The sequence below is a fragment of the Halomonas sp. H33-56 genome (assembly GCF_040147035.1).
In the GTDB taxonomy this organism is placed as follows: domain Bacteria; phylum Pseudomonadota; class Gammaproteobacteria; order Pseudomonadales; family Halomonadaceae; genus Halomonas; species Halomonas litopenaei.
The window spans coordinates 2,745,315-2,770,365 of the sequence record NZ_JAMSHP010000001.1; the positions used below are offsets into that span (position 1 = coordinate 2,745,315).

General features: G+C 58.0%; 24 protein-coding genes. 7 read left to right on the forward strand and 17 right to left on the reverse strand.

What is annotated here, in order from left to right; genetic code table 11:
- The first annotated feature begins 1 nt into the window (after position 1).
- The 4 genes from NFH98_RS11775 (at position 2) to NFH98_RS11790 (ending at position 3,488) form a co-directional block, all read left to right on the forward strand.
- Positions 2–817, forward strand: a complete 816-nt coding sequence (locus NFH98_RS11775) for a peptidylprolyl isomerase (RefSeq protein ID WP_349622742.1) — start codon at positions 2–4, stop codon at positions 815–817.
- 315 nt (positions 818–1,132) lie between these two features.
- Positions 1,133–1,744 (forward strand): molybdenum cofactor biosynthesis protein B, encoded by a 612-nt coding sequence (gene moaB, locus NFH98_RS11780; RefSeq protein WP_222516547.1) that lies wholly within the window; start codon positions 1,133–1,135, stop codon positions 1,742–1,744.
- Positions 1,741–3,003: a molybdopterin molybdotransferase MoeA gene (locus NFH98_RS11785; protein WP_222516548.1), complete on the forward strand. Its 1,263-nt coding sequence runs from the start codon at positions 1,741–1,743 to the stop codon at positions 3,001–3,003. The genes moaB and NFH98_RS11785 overlap by 4 nt, the downstream gene beginning before the upstream one ends.
- A gap of 59 nt (positions 3,004–3,062) precedes the next feature.
- Positions 3,063–3,488 carry a putative zinc-binding protein gene (locus NFH98_RS11790; protein WP_349622743.1) on the forward strand — a complete coding sequence of 142 codons (426 nt, stop codon included), beginning with the start codon at positions 3,063–3,065 and terminating at the stop codon, positions 3,486–3,488.
- A 171-nt stretch (positions 3,489–3,659) separates the two neighbouring features.
- Here NFH98_RS11790 and NFH98_RS11795 read toward each other — a convergent pair whose 3' ends face one another.
- The 3 genes from NFH98_RS11795 to NFH98_RS11805 all read right to left on the reverse strand — a co-directional run bounded on the left by NFH98_RS11795 (position 3,660) and on the right by NFH98_RS11805 (position 6,928).
- Entirely contained in the window at positions 3,660–4,010 is a 351-nt protein-coding gene (locus NFH98_RS11795; RefSeq protein ID WP_124804880.1) for an antibiotic biosynthesis monooxygenase family protein, read from the reverse strand.
- Between the two features lie 289 nt (positions 4,011–4,299).
- Positions 4,300–5,721, reverse strand: a complete 1,422-nt coding sequence (locus NFH98_RS11800) for a YfcC family protein (protein WP_349622744.1) — start codon at positions 5,719–5,721, stop codon at positions 4,300–4,302.
- A gap of 10 nt (positions 5,722–5,731) precedes the next feature.
- Positions 5,732–6,928: a M20 aminoacylase family protein gene (locus tag NFH98_RS11805; RefSeq protein ID WP_222516551.1), complete on the reverse strand. Its 1,197-nt coding sequence runs from the start codon at positions 6,926–6,928 to the stop codon at positions 5,732–5,734.
- Positions 6,929–7,053: 125 nt separating this feature from the next.
- Between NFH98_RS11805 and NFH98_RS11810 the strand changes: the two genes are divergently transcribed.
- Positions 7,054–7,977, forward strand: a complete 924-nt coding sequence (locus tag NFH98_RS11810; protein WP_213227135.1) for a LysR family transcriptional regulator — start codon at positions 7,054–7,056, stop codon at positions 7,975–7,977.
- Positions 7,978–8,042: 65 nt separating this feature from the next.
- Here NFH98_RS11810 and NFH98_RS11815 read toward each other — a convergent pair whose 3' ends face one another.
- The 7 genes from NFH98_RS11815 to NFH98_RS11840 all read right to left on the reverse strand — a co-directional run bounded on the left by NFH98_RS11815 (position 8,043) and on the right by NFH98_RS11840 (position 15,020).
- Positions 8,043–8,426, reverse strand: coding sequence for a hypothetical protein (locus NFH98_RS11815; RefSeq protein WP_124804884.1), 384 nt, complete (start codon positions 8,424–8,426; stop codon positions 8,043–8,045).
- A gap of 157 nt (positions 8,427–8,583) precedes the next feature.
- Complete coding sequence (locus tag NFH98_RS11820; RefSeq protein ID WP_349622745.1) at positions 8,584–10,764, reverse strand: hypothetical protein; 2,181 nt, start codon at positions 10,762–10,764, stop codon at positions 8,584–8,586.
- Positions 10,765–10,766: 2 nt separating this feature from the next.
- On the reverse strand, positions 10,767–11,306 hold the full coding sequence (locus NFH98_RS11825; RefSeq protein WP_349622746.1) for a macro domain-containing protein: 540 nt from the start codon (positions 11,304–11,306) through the stop codon (positions 10,767–10,769).
- A gap of 605 nt (positions 11,307–11,911) precedes the next feature.
- Entirely contained in the window at positions 11,912–13,018 is a 1,107-nt protein-coding gene (locus NFH98_RS11830; protein ID WP_349622747.1) for a Vgb family protein, read from the reverse strand.
- 623 nt (positions 13,019–13,641) lie between these two features.
- Positions 13,642–13,851: a glycine zipper domain-containing protein gene (locus NFH98_RS21010; RefSeq protein WP_502878742.1), complete on the reverse strand. Its 210-nt coding sequence runs from the start codon at positions 13,849–13,851 to the stop codon at positions 13,642–13,644.
- Between the two features lie 94 nt (positions 13,852–13,945).
- Positions 13,946–14,398: a GIY-YIG nuclease family protein gene (locus NFH98_RS11835; RefSeq protein WP_349622748.1), complete on the reverse strand. Its 453-nt coding sequence runs from the start codon at positions 14,396–14,398 to the stop codon at positions 13,946–13,948.
- 130 nt (positions 14,399–14,528) lie between these two features.
- The gene (locus NFH98_RS11840; protein WP_349622749.1) at positions 14,529–15,020 is read right to left on the reverse strand and encodes a hypothetical protein; all 492 of its coding nucleotides are present in this window, start codon (positions 15,018–15,020) and stop codon (positions 14,529–14,531) included.
- Between the two features lie 1,023 nt (positions 15,021–16,043).
- Here NFH98_RS11840 and NFH98_RS11845 point away from each other — a divergent pair.
- A complete protein-coding gene (locus NFH98_RS11845; RefSeq protein ID WP_349622750.1) occupies positions 16,044–17,063 on the forward strand; it encodes an IS30 family transposase in 1,020 nt (339 codons plus the stop codon).
- Here the strand turns inward: NFH98_RS11845 and NFH98_RS11850 are convergent.
- From NFH98_RS11850 to NFH98_RS11860, 3 genes are all read right to left on the reverse strand, one after another.
- On the reverse strand, positions 16,975–17,631 hold the full coding sequence (locus NFH98_RS11850) for an HNH endonuclease (RefSeq protein WP_349622751.1): 657 nt from the start codon (positions 17,629–17,631) through the stop codon (positions 16,975–16,977). The genes NFH98_RS11845 and NFH98_RS11850 overlap by 89 nt on opposite strands.
- 81 nt (positions 17,632–17,712) lie before the next feature.
- Positions 17,713–18,501, reverse strand: a complete 789-nt coding sequence (locus NFH98_RS11855; RefSeq protein ID WP_052704539.1) for an LEM-3-like GIY-YIG domain-containing protein — start codon at positions 18,499–18,501, stop codon at positions 17,713–17,715.
- A 106-nt stretch (positions 18,502–18,607) separates the two neighbouring features.
- Positions 18,608–18,850: a hypothetical protein gene (locus NFH98_RS11860; protein WP_348814498.1), complete on the reverse strand. Its 243-nt coding sequence runs from the start codon at positions 18,848–18,850 to the stop codon at positions 18,608–18,610.
- A gap of 345 nt (positions 18,851–19,195) precedes the next feature.
- Here NFH98_RS11860 and NFH98_RS11865 point away from each other — a divergent pair, with 345 nt between their 5' ends.
- On the forward strand, positions 19,196–20,155 hold the full coding sequence (locus NFH98_RS11865) for an integron integrase (RefSeq protein ID WP_124805288.1): 960 nt from the start codon (positions 19,196–19,198) through the stop codon (positions 20,153–20,155).
- A gap of 512 nt (positions 20,156–20,667) precedes the next feature.
- Here NFH98_RS11865 and NFH98_RS11870 read toward each other — a convergent pair.
- From NFH98_RS11870 to NFH98_RS11885, 4 genes are all read right to left on the reverse strand, one after another.
- The gene (locus NFH98_RS11870) at positions 20,668–21,927 is read right to left on the reverse strand and encodes a D-amino acid dehydrogenase (RefSeq protein WP_349622752.1); all 1,260 of its coding nucleotides are present in this window, start codon (positions 21,925–21,927) and stop codon (positions 20,668–20,670) included.
- A gap of 218 nt (positions 21,928–22,145) precedes the next feature.
- Positions 22,146–23,444: an MATE family efflux transporter gene (locus tag NFH98_RS11875; RefSeq protein ID WP_349623113.1), complete on the reverse strand. Its 1,299-nt coding sequence runs from the start codon at positions 23,442–23,444 to the stop codon at positions 22,146–22,148.
- 183 nt (positions 23,445–23,627) lie between these two features.
- Positions 23,628–24,209 (reverse strand): YceI family protein, encoded by a 582-nt coding sequence (locus NFH98_RS11880; RefSeq protein ID WP_108448841.1) that lies wholly within the window; start codon positions 24,207–24,209, stop codon positions 23,628–23,630.
- A gap of 142 nt (positions 24,210–24,351) precedes the next feature.
- Positions 24,352–24,936, reverse strand: a complete 585-nt coding sequence (locus NFH98_RS11885) for a cytochrome b (RefSeq protein ID WP_045992461.1) — start codon at positions 24,934–24,936, stop codon at positions 24,352–24,354.
- Positions 24,937–25,051: the final 115 nt, after the last annotated feature.

Consider the following 25,051-nt stretch of genomic DNA (forward strand, 5'->3'; position numbering starts at 1 on the left):
CATGCAAACCATCCCCGTGGAAACCCTGCCGCACACAACGGTTCCCAGCATTCGTATTGGTGACAGCGTGATCGGCGAGGAAGCCATCGCCGGGGAGATGCAGTTCCATCCGTCAACGGATCGCGAGGCCGCCGCCAAGGCGGCGGCCCGCGCCCTGGTCATCCAGGAACTCTTGCGCCAGCGCGCCGAGATCCTGGGCATCGAGACGGGCTCGTTGCACGAGCCCGACGAACGTGCGATCGCCGTGATGCTGGATCAGGAACTGCAAGTCCCCCCGCCCGATGAAGAGGCCTGCGTGCGCTTTCACGCGGCTCACCCCGAACGCTTCTGCGAGCCCACTCGTCTCAAGGTCCGGCATATCCTGCTGGCGGCGGCCCCCGACGACCTGGACGCCCGCGACGAGCAGTTCAAGAAGGCCGAAGGGCTGATCGACACCCTCAAGCAGCATCCCGAACGCTTCGACGAGATGGCTCAGCGGTTTTCGCAGTGCCCATCGAAGGACGAAGGCGGGAGCCTTGGCTGGGTCAGCCGCGGCCAGACCGTCAGCGAGCTCGACCGCGCGCTGGAACCCCTGCCCGAAGGCCTGCACGAGCGTCCGCTGCCGTCACGCTACGGTTGGCACGTGGTCGTCATCGACGCCCGTCTGGAGCGCCAGCCACTGCCCTACGCCGAGGTCAAGGACAGGGTCGCCCACGAGCTGACCGAACAGGCCACCCGCGTCGCCCTGCGCCACTACCTGCTGGCGCTGGAAAGCGAGATCGGCGTCGAGGGTTTCACCCTGGCCGACGATGACGTCGACGGTCCCCTGATGCGCTGACGAGGGCGCTGCAAGGTCGCCACCAAGGGCGTTGAAAGAGCACAGACAGAGCGCCGATCAGGCGCCACTAGGCGCTGTCCGAAAAGTCGACGAGCGAAGGTTAGACAAGGCAAAAATCGGTGAGAAAGCGCAGTTTACGGGGTGTAAATGAGCATTTTAATCCAATTTTTAACGCCGTATTACCGAGCGCAGGCACTTTTCAGACAAGCCCTAGCGAATGACGCGTGCGACTCCCCCTTCCCTCCCACCTGACACCCCCGCCAGACCTCAGGGTCCGGCGGGCTCCCTTCACATTCTCTCCACCGGAGTCCTTGCATGTCTCATACGTCCACGTGCGCCGTGTTCACCCCGCTGGATATCGCCATCCTCACCGTGTCCGATACCCGCGGCCTGGACGAGGACGGCAGCGGCAACCTGCTGGCGGACCGGTTAGCCGGCGCCGGACACCGCCTGACCGAGCGCGCCCTGGTCCCCGACGACATCTATCGCGTTCGCGCCCAGGTCAGCGCCTGGGTGATCCGTTCCGACATCCAGGTGGTGCTGGTCAACGGCGGCACCGGCTTCACCGCCCGGGACAACACACCAGAGGCACTGACGGTACTGTTCGACAAGGTCGTCGAAGGCTACGGCGAGCTGTTTCGTCTGCGTTCCTTCGAGGCCATCGGCACCTCCACCATCCAGTCCCGCGCCGTGGCCGGGGTGATCGATCGCACCCTGGTGTTCTCCATGCCCGGCTCGCCCAAGGCCTGCGCCATGGCCTGGGACGACATTCTTGCAGCCCAGCTCGACGCCCGCACCCGGCCCTGCAACTTCGTCGCCATGGTGGTGAAGGACAGCCAGCGCTGCACCAGCCGCAGCGCCGATCACCACGTCGCTTCAGTCAACGGGATGACGGCTCGACACGAAGCCCTGGAGGTCACCCCATGAGCGAGACCTGCGGCTGTGACACCCCGACCAGGGGCCGCACCCTGATCGATCCCTGGCAGGCCCGCGAGCAGGTCATCGCCTTGACCCGCCCGCTGGAGGACACCGAGACGCTGAGAACGACCCACGCCCGTGGCCGCATCCTGGCCGCGCCGCTCAAGGCGCTGCACGACGTCCCCGGCATCGACAACAGCGCCATGGACGGCTACGCCCTGCGTCTGGCCGACCTCAAGCACCGGCTTGCCCTGCCCGTGGTGGCCCGAGTGCCCGCCGGCGCCGCCCCGATCACCCTGCCCTTCGACGGCTGTGCGCGCATCTTCACCGGAGCACCGATTCCCCGCGGTGCCGACGTGGTGGTGCCCCAGGAACGGGTACGGATCGACGACGCCGGCCAGATCCACTTTCCCACTGACTTGCAGCTGGGAGACCATATCCGACGGCGTGGCGAAGAGCTCACCCAGGGAGCGGCACTGCTCGAGCCGGGTGAGCCCCTCGATGCCATCCGCCTGGCGCTGCTGGCGGCCCAGGGCATCACCGAGGTGCCCTGCCGGCGTCGGGTGCGCGTCGCCGTCATCAGTACCGGCTCGGAGCTGGTCACGCCCGGCAAGCCGCTGGCCCCGGGCCAGATCTACAACTCGAACGCCGGCATGCTGCACGCCCTGCTGCAGGATCACAACGCCGAGCTTGTCGACCTTGGCAACATCAGCGACAGCGCCACGGCGCTGGAAGAAGCGCTGACCTTCGCCGCCCGCCAGGCCGATCTGATCGTCTGTACCGGCGGCGTCTCGGTGGGTGAGGAAGACCACGTCAGGCCCTGTCTCGAGCGCCTTGGCGGCATCAGCCTCAGCGGCGTGGCGATGAAGCCCGGCAAGCCCTTCACCCTGGGCTACATCGGCCAGTCACCGTCCACCGGCACCCCGCTGCTGGGACTTCCCGGCAACCCCACCGCGGCCCTGGTCGCCTGGCATTTGCTGGGCCTGGCGGTACTGCATCGCCGGCAGGGACGAACCATCGCCCCGCTGGCGAGCTTTGCAGTGCATGCAGGCTTCACCTACCGCGCCAACCGCACCCGCACCCAGTGGCTACGTGTCCGCCTGGATCACAGCGACATTGCCCCGGTGGCCAGGATCGCCGGCGACCAGGGCTCCAATATGCTCAAGAGTGCAGCACAAGCCGACGGCTACCTCCAGGTCCCCCCCGGCCAGCAGGTGGTGCCCGGCCAGCGCTATCCCTACCTGCCGCTAAGCCAGTTCGCCCGCTAGCGCGACGACCTGAACACCGATAGCACACCTAAAAGATGTTCCGACAAGGAGAGCCCACCATGGCCACCCCCTCACCCCTTCCCCTGGTCTACGCCTGCTCTGGCTGCTCCGATGTGGCCCAGCTCGCCAACAGCGTCGCCGTGGCGCTCGACCATCGCGGCATCGCCGAGATGTCCTGCATCTCGGGCGTTGGTGGCGGCGTGCCCGGGCTGGTGCGCAAGGCACAATCCGGGCGACCGATCGTGGCGCTGGACGGCTGCCAGATGCACTGCACCGCGCATTGCCTGGACAAGGCCGGCGTCAGCGCGTCCCACCATATGCGACTGTACGACCAGGGCTTCAAGAAGCGACGCGGCCGCCACTACGATGACGATTGCGTAGAAGCCGTCATCACACAGCTCATTCCCGTGGTTGACGCACTCGCCTGCGGCGACGCGACCCTCGACCAGGGTGACTCCCCTGTCAGACTCGCCGCCCACCACTGAGCAAACGCGACGCGATAACGCCAGCCCCGTCGGGTGAAAGTGGCGTGGCGCGTGAGAGCAATACGCAAGAACGACAAGGCCCCGCCGGGCTGCAATCAAGGAGCTTTCCCGGCGGGGCCTTGTTATTGGCCATGTCATATTAGCGGTGCGTCATGACAGAGGCGTCGCTGCTCAGCTCATACCCGCTGTCTCGTCGAGCCCATACTCCCGCTCCACCAGTGCCACCCTGACGCGATAGCTTGCATACCAGCGCTCGCGGCCCCTGGCCTGGGCCTCGCGATGATCCAGGTTGGCCTTCCAGGCGCGGATCGATGCCAGGTCAGACCAGTAGGACACCGTGATGCCGGCGGCATATTCACCCGGCGAGCGCGCCGACTCCACCCCCAGAAACCCCGGCTGCTGTGCCGCCAGTTCGACCATGCGCTCGGCCATCTCGCCGTAGCCGTCATCCCCCGGCGTTCTCGTGGAGGTGAAGATCACCGCGTAGTACGGCGGTGTCGGTGTGGTGGCGAGAGGATTCATCGGGCGGGCCTTGTTAGCGATGGGAGAAGTCTCGATTTGTCGAGACGGAAAAGCCGCTGAAGCTTGTCAGACGCTGTCCCTCAAAGCCAGGCTCATGGCCACTGCGGTGGTCGAACCTCCAACGCCCGACATCCGACCACCTACGTCCATCTGCCACTCATGCGCTGACCAAGGCCATATCGCGACCGGTGCATCCAACCGAGATGGGCACCGGCTTGAACAGCCAGTGCCCACAAGGTGAGGAGACGCAGGCAGGATCGACGCCTCCTCGGCGGTCTTTGATGGCAGCCTACAAATGGGCACCCCAGGAAATGAAGACCGCGATCATCAGGAACACCCAACTTACCAGAAAGCACTTGATGATCAGAGGGAGGGCATAACGCACCCAGCGGTCATAGGGCACACCCGCCAAGGCCAGCATGGCGAGCGTTCCCCCCGAGGTGGGAGACACCATGTTGGTAAAGCCATCGCCAATCTGGAAGGCAAGTATCGATGTCTGACGGGTCATGCCGATGAGGTCGGACAAGGGAATCATGATGGGCATCGTCGCCACCGCCTGACCACTACCCGACGGAATGAAGACATTTATCAGCCCGTGGACCAGCGTCATGATGATGGTCGACAGCGCAACGGGAAGGTCGGACAGAGGAACCGCCAGATAATGAATGATGGTATCCGTGACCTGCCCCTGCTCCAGCAGAATCTGGATGGCCCGGGCCACCCCGATAATCAGAGCGCCAGAGGTCACCGAGGCAGCTCCCTTGAGCAGATGGCCGACGATGTCGCTGGCGCTCATGCGCGTCAAGACACCGCAGACGACGGCGATCGCCAGAAATACCCCGGAGATTTCGTTGATGTACCATCCAAGCGAAAAGACACCGTAAAGGATCGACGCCAATCCCGTCAGGAAGACCGCCACCACCACCAGATCCTGTCTGGCCATCCGGTACTCGCCAAGGGGCTTGTCCAGCGACATGCCTGCCGTGGAAATACCTTTGACCAGGCTCTTCTCCGGATTCCTCTGGATCTTCTTGAGATACCGTGACGTGTGGTGCGCCACCACACACAGAATCACTATCCCCATGGCGGACCTGAGGGCGATTCCCGAAAACAGCGGAAGTTCGGCAATCGCCTGTGACACCCCGACGGTATAGGGATTGACCGGTGACGTCGCAAAACCGAAACCAATGCCTCCTATCGCAATGCTGAGCCCCACGATCAGGTCTCCCTTCAAGGCGAGGCCAACGAAGACCGCCAGGGGAATCAACGCAATATTGCCTTCGTAGCCAACAGCCACTCCCAGCATGCCGAAGATAAATGTCATGGCCCAGACCGTCAGGGTCTGTCGCTCACTTCCGATCTTCGCCACCAGAAACCCCACGGCGTTATCCAGGGCTCCGGTCACCGAAAGCAGTCGGAAAAGCCCACCGGCGATAAAGACGATGAAGATAACACTGGCCGCGGACACCATGCCTTGAGGAATGGCAAAGAAGATGTCCATGGGCGACAAGGCAGGACTATTCACCAACTCGAAAGATCCCGGCACGACAGCTTCCCTGCCATTCACCTCAACTCTGTCGAATGTACCAGAGGGCACAAACCAGGTAATGGCATAGGAGACCAGCAATATAAAAAATATTAGCACCATCGGGTCCGGTATTTTTTCATACCACTTTTTATTTTCTATAACCGTGCTTGTATTGTTATTCATATAAAACCTCTCACGCCTTGTCATCAAGAGAATCGAGCGCAATCTTTACCATCAACTCAATCCCGAGCGGAATGATTTCGTCATTGAAGTCGTAGTAGGCACTATGCAGCGGAAAAGAGCCCTCGTCCTTGCCGGATCCGAGAAAGAAGTAAGCTCCTGGGCATCGATCAAGCATAAAGGAGAAGTCTTCGGCCCCCATGCTGGGCGCTACCTCTTCAGCCAGTCTGTCATGGCCCCACAGGGCCACCACCGAGGACGCGACCAGTTCGGCGGAATCCTTCGCATTGCGGGTCACCGGGAAGAGGCGTTCATAGTCCAGTGATACTTCACCACCGAACGTCTGACCAATCCCGCGACAGATACGCAGCATGGAGCTCTCTATGGAACTACGAACATGCTCTTCGAGACTTCTCACCGTGCCGCTGATCTTGACCTCATCGGGAATGATGGCAAACCCATCGAGGGACCCGCCCTCGATGCCACACAGACTGATGACACCGGATTCGAGAGGATCAACATCACGCGACACGACAGTGTGCAAGGCTTGCAACAGAGCGCCAGACATCAGGACGGGGTCGACGGCGCGGTGGGGATTGACGCCCCCATGGCCGCCTTTGCCACGTACCACTATTCTGATTTTATCCGTCGCCGCCATGATCGGTCCGGACCGGACTCCAACCATGCCGGAGGGCAAAGCGGGCCAGTTGTGCAAAGCGAAAATTTCGTCCACAGGAAAGCTGTCGAACAGCCCGTCATCGATCATGCCCGTAGCGCCGCCCAATCCCTCTTCCGCGGGCTGGAAGATGAGGTGAATGGTCCCGGAGAAATCCCGATTCTCCGAAAGCCAGGCGGCGACGCCGAGCAGGATGGTAGTATGACCGTCGTGGCCACAAGCGTGCATCTTTCCAGTATGGCGGGAAGCGTGGGGCACGCCCGACATTTCCTGCATGGGCAAGGCATCCATGTCGGCCCTGAGGCCTACGCGCCGTCCAGAGTCCCTGCGATTTCCCCTGATGGTCGCGACGATGCCGGTTTTTGCAATACCGGTCGTGTATTCGACTCCCAGGCGATCCAGTTCCTGGACAACCCGATGGGAAGTCTCATGCTCTTCAAACCCAAGTTCTGGGTACATATGAAGACAGCGACGAAATGCTTTAAAGTGATCGATATTTTTTGAAATAAAAGAAACAAATTTATTATTGGACATATCCAGCCTTGAAAAACTTGAACGTCGCCACCTTATAAGGAAAAAATGGCATCCTCGGAAAATATTGTTTTTGTATGGCTGCCATGCTACTTTTCGATACCGGTCGAACGTACCCAGGAAAGCCCATGGATTTCAAACGGATAACCTATTTTATTGAAGTGGCCGAGAGAAAATCCATTTCGGCTGCTGCGCGAGCGATACCGGTGGCTCAGCCAGCCCTGACGCGCCAACTCAAACTGCTGGAAGAGGAGGTAGGTGCCACACTATTACTTCGTTCAAATCGAGGTATCGCACTGACCTCCTCGGGCGAAGCCTTTTATGATGCCATGAAGCGCATGACGGCAGAGTATTCCGAGGCAAAAAAAATCGCACGCGATATCCAGCATGGTCACCGAGACAGTCTTAAACTTGGCCTCACCCCCCTGCACCCATGGATATCCAACATCACTCATCTATTGCTCGAGTTCAGGAACACCTTTCCAGGCACCGATGTATCGATCGAATCCATGCTGTCAGGCCATCAGGAACAAGCGCTGCTAGCGGCCGAACTGGATGCCGGCATCATGTTCTTTCATCCACCAAGTCAGCCGTTGCTGAGAAGTTTGTGCCTGTATAGGGATCATATGGTGCTGGCAGTCAGCAGGCACTCTCCATTGGCCTCCCACCCACCAACACGGCTTTCCGATATCAGTGACGAGGACTTTATCTGGTTCAAGCGGGGCTCGACGCCCAGTAGCTATGACCAGCTTCAGCGTGCCTTTGACGCCGCAGGCTTTCAGCCCAAGATTGTGCAGGAGTGCAGTGACAACACCACGATGCGATGTCTTGTGTCAGCCCAGATGGGGTGTACGCTACTCCCCTCCCTGGCCATGACTGATGCACCGGAAGATATCGTGAGCTTCAGGCTTGAGGACCTCACGACCGAGCTTTGCCTGATGCTGGTGTGGCATCCCGACCATCGTCTGCCCGCCGTCGAACGCTTGATCGGCCTTGCAGAGGAGCTCGACTGGGACGACAACAGGATCGACACCCGCGTCCCTCTTGCGTAGCGCCAACAGGCTTCAAAGGCCGTCATCTGTTCCCTTCAGCGCATCTACGTACGACCAACGAGCGATCAGGGGGAGCCGACGCCCGAGTCTACCCGCCCCTCGTTAATTGCATTGGTAAACGGATCATCAAACCCCGAGCCTACCGCGCCTTCATTGATACTCGGGGTAAAAGGATCGTCGCGTCCTGATCCGACTGCGCCTTCATTGATATCGTCGGTAAACGGATCATCGATGTCCGAGCCGATCACACCTTCATTCACGTCGTCAGTGAAGGGATCATCGAACCCGCTTGCTACCGCCGCTTCGTTGATATCTTCCGTAAAAGGATCGTCAAAGCCCGAACCCACCGCCCCTTCGTTGATCTCGCTGGTCCAGGGGTCATCAGTGGCCGCGGCGACCCCTGATGACAGGGCCAGCATCAGGAATAGACAACGGACGCCATACCTCATGACACACCCCATGACGGCAAAATGCCAGGATACAAGGCCCCATTTGCTGCCATGCTGACCCGCGTCCATAAAAAAAGGGCCGGAACCCTGCTCGGGTACCGGCCCCTCCTGCCATCTCTTTTCCTTCTACTTTCTTGCGTCTCTTGTGGGCTCGAGCCTAGCCGATGGGCTCTACCTCGACCAGCGGCTCCCGCGGCAGCAAGGGTCGCCAGTAAGCAAGCTCGGCGGCCACCGGCAACAGATTGACCGACACATCCTTGCGAGTCGGTTTGCACGGACGGCAGCGTCGCTCGATACCGGGCTGATTGAGCTGAATACAGGTGTACAGCTCCAGGCCACGGGCATCGATGGCGCTGACACACAGCTCGCACTTGAACGACTGGCCCATTTCGGTCGCGACCTTGAGGCGTCGTCCCTCCAGTCGATAGGGAATGATGCCTGCCGCGCTCTTCACCTTGCCATCGCCCTGTTCCAGGGTCTGCCCACACAGGCACCACTCGTAGTCCACCGGGAAGGCGGTGAGCCTGGGCCAGGCTTCAAATACACCGGACCATCGCACCGGGCTGGAACGACAACGAGAACAGTCCTTCGCAACGTAGTGCGTCACCTCTCCGCGCTCTGTCACGCTCCATCGTGCCGCAATATCCAGCGATGGCGTCGGGGTGTCGAAGGTGATCCAGTCCAGATGCAGTGCACCCTGCTGATCGATCTGGCGCCAGGCACGTAACTTGGCCAGGCGCCCTTCGGACGTGCGCATCCCGAAGACCACCTCATGGTGAGGCATGAACAGGAACCATCGTGGCCACGTGAGGGGTATCAGGCCCAGAGACATCTGGCTTGTTGCCAGCGGCAGGCGCGATATCTGCACCGGTGTCAGCCCGCCGAAGGAGGTCCCCGTGACCGTCAGCCCACTGCCACCGACGGCATTCAAGCCACTTGCGGGATTCCAGGCGAGATCGGTTCCGGGCAGCACCCCCGCACTGAGGGCGCCACTGTCCAGATCCACCGAGAACCCTTCGAGACCGACGTTTCCGCCCTGGTGTTTTACCGGCACCGAGACCGACCGCACGATGCTCGAGCGCAATTCCAGATCATCGAGGACGATACTGGACAGCGTCAGACCACCACCGATGGGCCCGAGCGGGATCGCCGGCAGGCCACCAATGGCCCCGCTGATGCCATCCGAAATCAGACCATCGGCGATGCCTTCTGCCACCGCCTCGACAATCGCCAGCACCACGGCGGCAATGATGACTCCGACGATACCGCCGAACAGACCTCCCAGACCGAGTGAGGCAAGCCACACCCACCAGGCCAGATCCACATCGGTATCCACCACCGGCGTGGTCGCAGTCACCGTGATGGCCCCTGCATCCAGACCGATATCGATGAAGAACGAGAAATTCGACTCCGCCGACCAGCCACTACCCGAGTCGGTGGCACGTCCCGTGACGGATATACGATTACCGACAACGCGAGCCTCGAGACTTCGAAGCGTCCCCTGGCCACCCGGTGCGGGGATACTGCGGTTTAGCCTCAAGGGGGTGTCGAAATCGGTGACAGGTCTGCCCATGGAGCTTGCGATACGTGGGCGCATTACCCTGGCCAGCAACCAGAAGTTGCTCATCGTCACCAGCGACTGGCTCCCGGCAGGGATCAAGCTGGAGGTGACGTTATTGATATTCCCCCCGCCGTCGCTGGACATTCGCACACCGAACGCAAGGCAATCACGATCCAGCGCCGTGGTATCGTTCACGGTGGTGACATCGATGTCGAAGACGGTTGTCGCATCCGTATCGTCGACGACCGGGATAGCTGGCGTCAGATCGATTCGACCGATGCTTGACTGAAGCTGGTCGAGTACGACTCCCGCCATCATGTTTTGCGCCTGCGTGAGGCTCAGCCCCGCAACATCCAGAAGCGGCTCAAGCAGTGACACCGACGCAGGATCGAAGGCCACATTGACCGTGGGCGCACCGGCATTGAAGTCCATGGTGGCGAATTGATTGCTGCCCTCGGTCACCATGGCGATACTGTCCACCACCGTGATGGCGCCACCGATCGGGGCGACCGTCAACGCCAGGGGCGCGGTGATCTGGAGCTGAGAATTGGAAAAGGGAACGGTCAGCCCCATTCTCGGCCGAGGGCGGTCCAGGTCGGCGACGGGGGTATCGAAATTCAGATCGGCGCTCCCGCTGACACCGCCTGCATTGACTGGCACGCTGATACTGGGTGGAAAGATCCCTCCGGCGAGGAAGGCCGTGGCAAGTTGATTGTTGAGTTCGTTCTCGGAAATCTGAACGAGCATGTCAAAACCGGCTGTTCGATCCAGTGCCATGACTAGCCCTCCTTGTGAACAGCAAAGCCATCATCATCCTGCGGCTTCGCACCCGGCTTGATCTCGCCGATACGACCACGCGGGAAGGCCGCAGCCTTGAAACCCGCCACCTTCACTCCGGGACCTACCACTGCTGTCTGTTCGACCTCCCCGTGGGCCCGCTCGACGGCCTTCAGCTCCTGCCTTGACAATTTGACACCGGCCTTGAGCAAGGCCTCGACAGGACGCGCCATGTATAGGCTCGCGTTCGCCTCGTCCTTGGCCAACCAATCCATCATCACCTTGTCGGCCTCCTGGAGTTTCTTCATCACCTCCTCTGGTAACGCCAGCGGCTTGGCATCCCGACGGGGCGCTCCCTTGCGAGGACGGCAGCGCAGAGGACGCTTGGGGAGCGCGAAGTCTCCTCCAGGCACGAGGCGCACATTGATGTTGGCCTCAAAGCCCTGGGGCACCCTGGCCACCACGAGCTCTTCCGCCCGATCCTTGCCCAGCCCCACCTGAGGGCGGCATGGGCAGGGATCGGGGTCTTTTGACGTGTTCATGTGTTGGCTCCTTGACGTTGAATGACGTTTGCAACTTCGCAGGGCAGCGCAGTACAGGTCGTCAACAAGAAGCTCGGCGAGAAATAACGCTACCCGGGTCATCGAAACGATGACCGCGCGGGGGTAGTCGACTTCCGGGACGTCAGCCCACCGAAACAGGAGGCAGGCGACCGGAATCTGGTGCTATGCGAGGAAGGAGGGAAACATGCTCGGACACCGGAGCTTTGGATAACGGGCAAGGCGCCCCGACAGCGTCCCCGCGCTGACCTCTTTCATCTGACACGGAAAGGAAAGCGCTTCTGGCGGCGCAGCCCTGAATAAAATGTGCTTAAAAAGGCACCGGAGCCACGACCGCAGGACACCAAACATCTCGGCTTATTTATCAAGTACTTACCAAGTATTCCTGATGGATTCAATCAGAATGACTACCCCCGTAGAACACTCTTCCTAAGTAAACTTGGCCTTTGAAGCATAGACCGTCTTCATCAATGTGACGATGTCCAATCAGCCACCAAGGCAACAAACGAAGGCACCCCGCCGAGAGGCTTTCTCGACGGGGTGCGTGAAGGGGGCGGCGTAACGGGTACCGGAACAACCGGTGGTCCCTAGCGAGTGATCTCGACACGAATGATGCGATTGGTGGCGCTCTGATGAATCAGCAGGTCGCCATTCCGGGTCGGTCGCATATGCCGCACGATACCGGCGTAAATACCGCCGGACGGGATCGCCCAGCTCTGGAAGGTCTCGGTGGCGGGATCAAAGCGCACCAGGGCATCGGGGCGCATCCCGGATTCGTTGTACCAGACCACGCCATCGAGTACCGCGATCGCGTAGGGATGAGACTTCTCGCCGCTTGGCGACGGCCACTCCTGCACCTCACCGCTGCGGGGGTCATAGCGCCCAAGCCGGCCCCTTCCCGAATTGACGTACCAGATCATGCCGTCATCGGCGATATCGAGCCGGCGCACAGTGGTTGCCTGGTGGGGAAGCTCGATTTCGGTAAGCGCCATGGTGTCGGGATCGACCCGTACCAGGCAGTTGTGGCCATTGCAGGCCACCCAGGGTGTGCCCTCTGCATCGATCTTGATGCCGTAGGGACGTGCCCCAGTGGTGGGCATGGCAACGAGTTCGACCTCACCGGTTTGCGGATCCAGGCGTCCGACGCGATTGGCGTGCTGCGCCGTAAACCAGAGAACACCGTCATCATCGAACACCGCCGTGTGGGGATCACGCACCGAGGGGTCCGGCATGTCGACCACCTCGATATCACCACTGGCCGGGTCGAGACGCCCCAGCGTCCCGTTCTTGTTGCCGGTAAACCACACACCACCGTCACGATCCAGCGTCACAGAGTGAGGCATGCTGCCGGGCGGCAGCGGGTATTCGCGCATCTCACCGGACATGGGATCAATGCGCCCCACCAGATTTCCCCATTGGCCCGCCCACCAGATCCCGCCGTCTGGCGCCTCGGCCGGATCCCTTGAGCGCTGCCCTAGCGTCGGCACCACCCATTCATGGAAGCTGATATCGGTATCTCCCTCAAGCAACGTCGGTGCCCGTCGCTCATTGGGAGGAAAGTGCTCCGCCAGATAGTCGGCGATAGCCCCGCGGCGGGCAGGATCACGCGAGAGATCCACCATGGTGCCCATCAACTCGAGCCAACCCTCTCGGCTGTAGCCAAGGCTCTGGCCGTGCGACTGACCGGATGGCACACCGAGCACTGCACTTCGACAGCCTCCCTGCCCTCCCCCGATGGCAGGCCCGCGCCCAGGGCCGCCGACGAACCAGCGAGCAGCCCCATCGAGAGACAAAGCCTCCGAAACCCAACGTGCCTGGTCATACGCCACCTCTCCGAGCCTGAGCCTGAATGCATAGAGTGCACAATCGGGTGTACCGCACTATTTGATCGCCGGCCTCGGTTGGCCTGATCCATACTCAGCCACCCACTCACCGATTCGATACCAGATACCACCGAGACGGCGCCGTCGCGCTAAGCACCATCCGTCCTGAGCCACAGGACGATCGCCCATGCCGATGCCGATGCCGATGCCGATGCCGATGCCGATGCCTATTCAGCGTAGGAAAAATGGCGCCAAGCTGCAGGCCAGCACCTGAAGAATACGCGGCGAAACAACTGGTGGAGTGTCGTGGGTGATGCCAGAGCGGGGTCCACCGAGGCCGAATCTGTCCAATGACAGGTTACGAGCCTACCGTGAGTTGACTGAGTGTCTTGCTGGACGATGATTTTTTCACTCCAAGCCCTAAAGCGCCTTTCTCGACGATTACCAGCTTCTTTCTAGTTCGTTTCTCGCCCCTTTCCAGGCCCTTGCTAGCCTCATCCATTATCCCCGGTACTGTCCTCACTTCCTGTCTCTTGCGTGGGTCTGCAGGCCTTGCTGGACCTTCGGTTGGACATCGCCAGGGCAATGGCTATCCCAAGGGCAATGCCGGGGCCAATCCCCAAGGACAGGTTGTCCAGTGCTATGCCAAATCCTGCGCCGAAGGCGATACCCAGCGCAATACCGATTGGCAAGTAATCAGACATATATTACCTTAAACATTAAAAACAACGCATAGTAGAAGTGACACGCGCTGCGAACCTAGCTTAATTAGTTTTTATATTAATTACCAATTCGGTCCTATTTATTATTCCCAAGTTTCTTACCAAAGGCAGGATTTAAATCATATGAAATTGCATCCTCAATGAGTTGGAGGATTTCAATTGGAACCTCATATTCAAGAATACGAACCTCATAATCACCATCGAACCACTGTGACATGTGTAAAGAGTATGTTTTGTCAGGACAATTAACCAGATGCTGCCTTAGCCTTTTTCGTAAGCCGGTAGTTGAGGAACCAACATATAAAACATCTGATGGACCGTTTACTCTACTACATGCTTTAAGCTTCTTTTTCTTAAATTCTACGAATGCTTGAAACGTTCTTTCTGCACACCCACCAACCTCTTTGATGATATAGACCCCTTTATCTATGTCTGGTATTTCATCAAAGCTAGCAACCTTAAATTCAGATTTAGGATCGGCTGCTTTAGCATTTTCGCAAAGCCTAATTAATCTATCCAAGTAGTCCATTAATAAAATTTTAATCCTGTTCAGTTAACGCCGCGCTAAGCCGGCCGAAACGAGAGTGTATCACTGCGCATACAATGGCGAATCCATGCGCGGAGTGGAACGTAGGTGAAGGTTAGGACTGAACGTCTTATCAGGGATTCTCCCCGCCCTTATAACTAAACAACTGTTCTTCGTATAGCGACTTAAACTCAACCATAAAGTTAACTCTACCATCAATAACATCCATAACTTCGGCGGGAGTACCTTGATCCGCGTAAGTCACACTTAATAGAATCTTTGACGTGTTAGGCGAATGGGTAGAACCAACTGAAGGTATATGAAATTCATAGTTCACCCCGGTCACGCCAATTTTTTTGAACAATTCCGGCCATGGGTCACTTTTTGGATTTATAATTTTCTCCTCATTAACAAGAATTGTGAAGTTCTCAATCACTCCTGGCCCAAGCCCTTGGCTCTCGAGTCGATAATGCAATCCTTCAACATAGCTCTTATCAATATAGAACCTTGGTTTTACAGAGAGAATATTGTGCTTCCTTGTTAAAAAACCCTGCCAGATCGCAACAGCAAATGCTGCTAACGCGACAATCACGGATCCAATCGCAATGTAATCTGAATTTCCCAAAACTTCCTCCTATTGCCTAAAGTTTGATCCAGACTCCAGTATGGACGTCTTCAATTCTTCCAAAGCATCGGCATCGGTCGCGAAAAACTCCTTCCAGACGATAGACGTTATTTCCATTGGCTACATCGAGAATCCCCCCCTTCTCCTCCCCGCGATAAATCTTAACATCCACTTTTTTCAAAAGCCGATTCGCCCCAGGCAAAGAGTACTCATCTCGGTTTTACATCGTCGTCCATCTATCGTCCTCCAGAGAATCCAGAAACATAACGCCCGCCAGCAGGCGTGCGGGTTTTTGCATCGCCTGCCTGGCCTTGTTAGGTGTGAGTGTTCTGCTTTTAACAGTTAATGGCAATGAACCGTTCCGACACTATTATCCATATGGCAACACTGCCCGGGTGGAGAACTTTTCCTGCACCCACCCCCGTGGGACAGAGCAGTGCCGCTAACCAAGGTAAGAACGATAGCAATAATAAGGACTTTCATATATCCCCCTGCTTCTGATTGGATTTATTCTCGGTACCTGAAACTACACACCTAACGCTGAGCTAAATTGCAGTTTTGGAGGAGCTCTTTTGTGGCAGTGTTTTTTACCACAAAAAGAAGCGACGGAAAAACTGTCAATTTGAGCGTTTTGTTAGCTGTACTACTCATTCGGCTTGATTCCTAGTTTCTTTGCCACTTCTGCAACTGCATCGTAGTACGATATTCTTTCGATATCGCTTGAAGAGTTCAAAAATATGACTTGGCCTAACCTGAAACTTCCGTCGTTAGGGAACTCATCGGTATTGGCATCTACGTTAACCGTACCCAAATATTTACCTAGTATTGACACGGATATTATAAGATTGGACTCGCAAAGCATGATTATTACAGCTGATGAGTTTCTAAGGCTAGATATCTCTTTAAACATCATAACGTCTCCAGCATCTTTTTGATGATAATGAAAACGATCTGTAAATCTGAGCTTACTGGGCGGTCTCAATGAGCAAGTGCAACACCTGATCGATCAGGTACGCTATCGCTATGACTCATTGCTACCACCACCTTACTGCTGAAGAACGTGCCACCATCATGCTGATGCGTGAAGGTCACTCGATACGCTCCATCGCCAAGTTCCTTGGGAGAGCTGCCAGCACGATTTCTCGAGAACTGGCTCGGCATGCGGTACCTTCTCATGCTGGCTATGACGCCAGTCTGTCGGGTTTCAGGGCCACGCTGACGCGACATCGAGCACGACGACAATCTAAGTTGCGCCTTGGTACGCCTCTCTTCGATCTGGTGACCTACCTGTTGCGCAAGTACTGGTCTCCTAGGCAGATAGCCATCACACTGAAGCGCATGTATCCAAATGACCCTACACGTCAGGTCTCCCACGAGGCCATCTACAACGCGCTCTATGTGATGCCCCGAGGCTCGCTGAAAAAAGAGCTCATTGCTTGCCTTCGGCAGGGGAAGGGAAAGCGGCGTCCACGCAGTCGTGGCAAGGATCGTCGCCGCCAAATTCCTGACTTGGTCAGTATTCATCTCCGGCCGCCTGAGATCGAAGATCGGTTGATGCCCGGGCATTGGGAAGGCGACCTCATCATGGGAGCCAGCAACCGTTCTGCCATAGGCACGTTGGTCGAGCGCACGACACGCTTCGTCATCCTGGTGAAAATGGACGGTACGACCGCGACGGATGCGATGGTCGGCTTTAGTGACAAATTGAACCGTGTTCCACGCTCACTACGGCTGTCGATGACCTACGACCAAGGGAGCGAGATGGTCAAGCATGCCGAAATAACCCAACGTACCGGGACAGCCATCTACTTCGCCGATCCACACAGCCCGTGGCAACGTGGGTCGAACGAGAATACCAATGGTCTGCTTCGACAGTATCTGCCCAAGGGAACGGACCTATCGACCTACACCCAGGAGGAGCTCGATGAGATCGCAGACTCACTCAATACCAGGCCTAGAGAGACGTTGAACGCCAAGACGCCTCTGGAGGTATACGCGGAGGTTCTCCAGAAGTCAGTGCCCGGATCTCCGGCACTCCAATAGTGTTGCGCTTGTAGGTTGAGACCGCCCTGTTTCCAAACTTGTTGTCTTTATTCAATGTTCTTGCTGTTGAGAATTTTCTCAAGGAGGTAGTATCTGCCTGATCTTTAAACATATCACCATATATGAAATATCCAGCTGCCAATGCAACCTTTGCGGTAAACTGAAAGCTTATAGTCGTATCAACACTTAATGATATAGATATTTCTTTCTTATTAAGGGAAGTTTTGTCAATTTCTTTTTTTGAGATAGCAGAAATCCATTTTGTATCTCCAGGCTTTTCAAACTTAATCTGTAACGGCTCACCCGTTTCTTTAACGCTTACCTTGTTCCATACGGGCTGTACAGGTTTGTTGCTATGACCTCTAGCGTCCGCATTTTTTCGATCAAGCTTTATAAGAAAATCATTTGCTAACTTCCCATCAACCTTTGATCCAAAAAACTTATTGATTTCTTTTTCAACTAGAATTTCAAATCCGTTAACCCCACCTAATGAGAGAGGAATAATATGCTCTCTCGTTAGTTCTTTATGTGGGTATTCTCTATCTGTGTAAATACAATAGGTACTCAAGGAGCCTCCCTATACAGCTAACGCCGCGCTCTGCGGCAAATTTTGAGCGCAGCGGAAAAATTGTCCGGCAGCAGCGCTTTGTTATGCATCACCGTGTTCCAACAGCTGAATTCCTTTTCTAGCTTCCCTGATAATCACGTCAATCTCACGAGTGCCACTATAGTCCGGATACCTGGCTAGATTCTTAGCATTGGTGATGTATAGCTCAGCGCCGACTGCGAATCTCAGAAATCTATCCTTTTCCTCTGCCGATTTTCCAGTCGGCTCAAACGCCAACCACATGGTTGGATTCTTAGTGTGAGTGATACCAATTCGAAGCCTCGCAGCATCGAAGTATGAGTAGATCTTTGTCTTATTGCTCTCACCGAGATCCGGCTCAGTAAAACCCACATCGAGTTCTTCCTCCAGCGCTCGCTTAATCTCCAATGCGAACGATACAGTGTCATTTTGTTCGCGAGCGCGAATCATGGCGCTAGAATATTCTCCCGATTGGCGGTAAGCCCGCCTCGGGATATCTATGCCTGGAATCTCGTCCATAGCTCCGTTCGGGCGAATCGTAGAGCCACCATGCCCTCCCTGAACATTCGTTAAACTGTAAAAGCCGTACACCCAATGTATAAGTGTGGCTTCGACAGCATACGCCTGTTCCTCGGTTTCATACCTACCGATGACTATTGCTAGCTCTTTCTCTCCGGCCGCCCGTATCTCACGGATTCTGGCTAGCTTTTCGTTGTGATCAGTTGATGTTCCAGCTTCAGCGCCGTGGGCCAAAGCCCGCTGCCCCTTCCCCTTGCCGACGTAAAAGGTAGTTCCGCAACGTGGATCGACGAGTTCGTAAACATAGTAGGGCTTTAGCAGCGGTTCACTCATTCTATGGTCACTATCAGTCAGCTATCGGGATGCATAACGCCCGCCAGCAGGCGTGCGGGGTTTTGCATCGCCTGCCTGGCATTGTTATGTGTATTTAGTATCCAATTTACTCGGACTTACCTATCAAGACATCGATACCCTCATCTCGTATCGTCGCCTTCAATTCTTCCAAAGCATCGGCATCGGTCGCGAAAAGCTCATTCCAGACAGTAGAAGTGCCTTCTTCATCCACTACCTCGAGAATCCACCCCTTCTTCTCTCCGCGATATATCTCGACCTGCACTGTCTTCCCGGAGTCGGTAAGCTCCTGGCACAGAGGACTCATCTCGATTTCTACGTCGTCGTCCATCTATCGTCCTTTAGAGAAGCTAGACACATAACATTTTTAATCGTATGCGTGCTTAAATTGACGCCGCGCGGATCTGCACAAGGTGCTTCACATCTTCTTGATACTACCAAGAAATTCATCCTATGCCTTCTTCGCCCTTAGTCGCCAACACGCGCATGCTCGAATTCCTGCGAAAGTGTGCGCGACATTCCACCGGACTCTGCTCACATCTCTCTGATGTTCTGCCTTTTTTCTAGAATTTGTGCGGAGAAAACATGCGTTCTTCTGTTGCTTTCCAGGCGCGTCAGCTGGACGCTTCTCGATATACTGTATGAATGTATAGTTACCGTATTTTGGAGGTTGCACATGAGCAAGAGCCCGTTCCTGGAGTCCATCCGCCGAGATCTACGCTTGCGTGGCTACAGTATTCGAACAGAAAAAACCTACCTGCACTGGATCAAGCGATTCATCTTGTTTCACCAACGCCGACATCCTGCTGAGATGGGTGCACCCGAGGTGCGCGTCTTCCTGACATCGCTCGCCAACGACAACGGTGTCTCGGTCAATACGCAAAAGATTGCGTTGAATGCTCTCGCCTTTCTGTACCACAAGTTTCTTGGCGTCGAGTTGGGACCGCTCGACTTCAAGCATGCTCGCCAACATCGTAGGCTTCCCACCGTACTGACCCGTGCCGAGGTCGCGGCAATCCTGTCGTGCATGTCGGGACGAAACTGGCTGATCTTCTCTTTACTTTATGGCAGTGGGCTACGTATCGCGGAATGTCTTCGGCTTCGTGTCAAAGACATCGATTTCGATACAAGGGCCTTGACCATCGTCAGCGGCAAGGGAGGCAAGGATCGCAAGACCTTGCTGAGTACAACCCTGATGTCTGAACTGACTCGGCAGATGGATACTGCCTTGTCCCTGCAACGCGAGGACGTCGCACGGGGGGTAGGCCCTTCGCTGCCCTTTGCGCTGGGTAAGAAATACCCAGGAGCCTACCGCCAACCGGCCTGGATGTTCGTGTTTCCTTCCACTGGCCTATGTGCCCATCCTGTTTCGGGAGTTCTGTGTCGGCATCACCTGCACGACTCAGTCCCTCGCAAGGCGCTGAAGGTGGCGGTGAAACAAGCAGGTATCGTGGATAAACGGGTCGGCTGTCATACCTTCCGCCATTCCTTTGCCACCCACCTGCTTGAGGCCGGTCAGGACATTCGCACGGTACAGGAGTTGCTGGGCCACACCGATGTTCGAACCACGCAGATCTATACCCACGTCATCGGCAAACGGTTTGCTGGCACATCCAGCCCATTGGATCTGCTATAGCAACGACACCGGCCCGGCGTGGATATTCCGGTTGCCGATTACCCTACAGGCAGGCTACCGCGGGAGAATGTCACATAGACACGCCCCTTCCATGGCGATTGCTGCCACTTCCTTCCCTGAAATCAGCACTACCCCACCAGGCTTGAATAAGGCGTCCAGGCTTCCACGCCCTGATGGATCTGGACTGTCTGTCATTGTGGCTAAATTTAGTTGTTGCCTTTCAGCATATACCGACATATCCGGGGATTCGAGCTTTGCCTCGACGTCGCTGAGTGCGCCCCACCCTTTTCCTGGTTTGGCCACGATTAGACGACGCGCCGTGGTCGAATACCACAAACGACGACACCCCGGCGGGCAAGGCCCGTCGGGGTGTCGTTTAGCGGCTGCGTGGGTGGCAGCACTACTGCACCACCCTGCTCTGGCTATCTATCGGTAGGCGCTGTGTCTTGGCGTTATGCCTTGTCGCTGTGCCCTTGACGTTATGCCTTGTCTTGCCTCTACTGCCTCAGGCTTCAGGCGGCGTAGCGGGACACGGCCAGACCATCGGGGTTGATGGCGGGCGTACGACCGTCGATCAGGTCGGACAACAGCTGAGCACTGCCACAGCTCATGGTCCAGCCCAGGGTGCCGTGGCCGGTGTTGAGCCACAGGTTGTCGTACTTGGTGGCGCCGATGATCGGTGTGGAGTCCGGGGTCATCGGGCGCAGGCCGGTCCAGAATTCGGCCTTGGCCAGATCGCCGCCTTCCGGGAATACATCGCGCACGACCATGGAAATGGTGGCACGACGCTTCTCGGCCAGGCTGAGGTCGTAGGATGCCAGCTCCGCGGTGCCGCCGACACGGATTCGGTCGTCGAAGCGCGAAATCGCCACCTTGAAGGTTTCGTCCATGACGGTGGACTGGGGCGCGCCGCCGTCGTCGACCACCGGCAGGGTCAGGCTGTAGCCCTTGACCGGGTAGATCGGCAGGCGGATGTCCAGGTCACGGGCGAGGAACGGCGAGTAGCTGCCCAGCGCCATCACGTAGGCGTCGGCCGTCATGGTGCCGGCGCTGGTGTGCACGGCCTCTACCTTGCCGGAGACCCGCGTCAGCCGCTCGATGGTGGTGTTGAACATGAACTCGACACCGAGCTTCTCGCGGCAGTAGTCGGCCAGGCGATTGGTGAACAGGTGGCAGTCACCGGTCTGGTCGTCGGGCAGATGCAGGCCACCGACAAACTTGCCAGGCACACGTGCAAGCGCCGGCTCCACCTGGGCGATGCGGCTGGCGTCCAGCAGTTCGTGGCGCACGCCGCACTGCTCGAGGACCTTCATGTCCTTGCCCACCGCTTCGACCTGCTTTTCCGTACGGAACAGCTGCAGCAGGCCACGCTGACGATCTTCGTAGCGCAGCCCGGTCTCCTCACGCAGCGCATTGATGCAGGCACGGCTGTGCTCGGCGACGCGGACCATGCGCTCCTTGTTGAGGGCGTAGCTGTCGGGATTGCAGTTGCTGAGCATCTGCATCATGAAGCGACCCATGTTCGAGTCCATCTTGGGCTGGATCTTGAGCGGCGCATGCTCCTGGAACATCCACTTGACCGCCTTCTGGGGGATGCCCGGGGCAGCCCAGGGGGAAGAGAAGCCGAAGGATACCTGGCCGGCGTTGCCGTAGCTGGTCTCCATCGCCACGGAGGGCTGACGATCGACCACCTTTACCTCGTGTCCCTGACGGGCCAGATAATAGGCGGTGGTAACCCCTACGACACCCGCTCCCAGTACCAGTACCTTCATGTCGCCACTCCTCTGTTCTCGTTGTCGATGGCCCGTCCCGATCCCGGGCGTTGAGCATGAGATAGGCCGTGGCCAATGGCCACGGCCTGCAATGAGAGGAGTATAGGGTCGAGTCCGAAGTGTTTTATTCTTTTTTAGCCACCTTACGCGAACGGTGATATCGAAGTTGACACCATCAGCAGGTTTTACATTCTTCCATCGACCTTAATATAGTTGATTCAACTACCCTGCATTTCACCCCTGCCGCTTCGCTTGGGGCGCGACAGGGTCCGCCGCAGCAACAGGTAGGCGCCAAGCCCCGCCAGCAGGTTGCCCACCCCCGCTCCAAGCCCAAGGCCGGTAACATCTCCCATCAGCGTTACACCGAGCCACAGGCACGGCAGGTAGAACACGAACAACCGCGCGGCAGACAGCAACATGGCGCGCATCGGCCAGCCGAGGGCATTGCCGGCCGACACCACCAGCATGCACACCCCGAGCGCGGCATAGCTCGGCAACATGAAGCGCATCAGCACCATCAGCGATTCGCTGACCTCCGGCGTGCCGGCCAGGGCACGGGCGACCCAGGGCGAAGCCAGCGCCAGCGACACACCCAGCATCAACTGCCACACCACCACCACCTTGAGGGCAAGGCGCATCAGGCGGTGCACCTGGGCCCAGTCGCCGGCGCCGTAGCAGCGGCCGAGCCAGGGTGGCAGCGACATGGTCAGCGCCAGCACCACCATCAGCGACACCGTCTCCAGACGGCTGGCAAGTCCCCAGGCCGCCACGGCGGATTCGCCCAGGCGTGACACCGTGGAAATCGCCAGCATCGCCGCCAGTGGCGGCATCAACTGGCTGACCATGGCGGGACAGGCGACCCCCGCAAAGGACCGCCCCGATAGCCGCCATTCCTCCCGGAGGCCTTCGAACGCGAGCCAGTGGCGCCCCTTCAACTGCCAGCCGAGCAAGGCAAGGCCGCTGCCAAAGGCAAGCACCGTGGCCCAGGCGGCCCCGGGCAGGCCCATCCCGTCCCAGTTGCCGATACCAAAGATCAGAATCGGATCGAGACACAGGTTTACCAGGCTGGTCAGCACCATCATGCTGCCGGGAAAGCTGGTGTTGCCGTGGGCACGAAACAGGCTGTAGCCGAAGTACACCACCGCCCCCAGCCAGGCGGCGACCAGCTGGGGTGCCCAGTAGGCGCGAATCAACTCCCGCGCGTGAGCGTCAGCCCCAAGGGCCCCGAAGATGGGGCTCTGCAGGGCCCATAACACCAGCGCCAGCAGGCCGATGGCGACTGTCCCCATCATCAGCGACAGACTGCCCAGACGTTGGGCGCGGTCGTCTTCGCCTCCGCCCAGCGCCCGGGAAATCAAGGCGGCAATGGCGATCCCCATGCCCACCTGTACGCCGATGATCAGAAACGACAGCGGAAAGGTGTAGGACTGGGCCGCCAGGGGAGCGGTGCCCAGGCGCGCGACGAAGGCAGAGTCGACCAGCTGAAAGCCGAGCAGCGACAGCACTCCGATCGCCATCGGCCAGGTCTTTTGCCACAGGGTGCGCCCCAGGGAGGTAGAGTCGGAACTTAGGTGCACGGTGTCTCCGGATGGTAGATAGGCCGCTTATGGTAAGCCATAACGAACCCTCGCTCAGCCTCCTTCAACGGCAAAAGCCCCGGGCACCTGTCCCGGGGCTTTCGTCATGTTGACCAGGGCGTGTTACTGACGAATGCCTTCGAAGGTCACGTAGAGCTCAAGGTTGTGCATCGGCTCGGGGAACTTGCTCATGTCGATGTCGTAGTCGGACAGCGCCAGCTCGGTGGAACCTTCGAAGCCTGCGCGATAGCCGCCCCAGGGGTCGTCACCCTCGCCCAGCAGGGTCACCGGCATCTCGATGCTGTTGGTGACACCATGCAGGGTCAGGTCACCGCTCAGAACACCTTCGCCATCGCCGGTAGATTCAAAGCCGGTGGAGGTAAAGGTGGCGGTCGGATACTCACCGGCGTCGAGGAAGTCACCGCTCAGGATGTGCTTGTCGCGCTCGGCGTGGTTGGTGTTCAGACTGGTGACATCGACCTCGACCTCGGCGGACGCCGCCTCGACGTTTTCCGGGTCGTAGCTGAAGGTACCGTCGAAGGACTCGAAGCTACCCAGAATATAGGAATAGCCGAGGTGGCTGATCTTGAACTGGATAAAGGCATGCTGGCCTTCAGAATCGATGGCGTAGTCGGCGGCCTGAGCCTGGGCCAGCGGCAGCAGCGAAGCGGCGGTCAGGGCGGCGATGGCGGTCTTCTTGAACATGTCACTCTCCTTGATGGTTACGCGGTGATTGCGTCAGCACTCTTTCTCTATACCGACCTTGGGTCATTCATCGGCCCCGGGCCGGTCGATTCTTGACGTCCGGACAACACTTGCCGGCGGTCGCAAGGTCACGTTGGCGTCTTCAGGCCTGCTCCCCGGTGGTCTTGTCAGGCTTGGCCCGACGCGCCAGGCGCGGGTCTACCATGCGAACCAGGGTGTCCTGACGGTCCAGGTAGTGATGCTTGAAGGCCGCCAGGGCGTGGCCCGCCGACAGGATGATCAGCGCCAGCGCACTGTACCAGTGCACCACGCCGGCGCGGGAGGCCTGCTCCGGCAGGTCACTGATCAGCGCGGGCACGGTAAACAGGTCGAGCACGGCGATGCCCTTGCCGTCGGCGGTGGAGATGAGATACCCGCTGATCAGCACCGTGGTCATCAGCAGATACAGCGCCAGATGGCCGAGCGCCGCTCCGCGACGCTCAAGCGCTGAACCGTGGGCCTCGGGGGATGGCTGCACCAGCCGCCAGAGAATGCGGCCAGCCACCACGAACAGCAGTAACATGCCGACGCCACGATGCCACCAGGGTGCCAGGTTGTACCAGTTGCTGTAGTAGTCGAGACCGGTCATCCACCAGCCCAGGGCGAACAGACCGAGAATCGCCAGCGCACTTGTCCAGTGCAGCAGGATGGCGAACAGGCCCCACCCCTGGCGTGAATTTCGCCACATGCCAACGTCCTTTGATTAATCGATGAAATCGAGCTTAACGCATCTTTAGACGGCAAACCGTGGAAAAATTTCGAACGATAGATACGATAAAACCGCGATATGGCGTGCCTGGCTG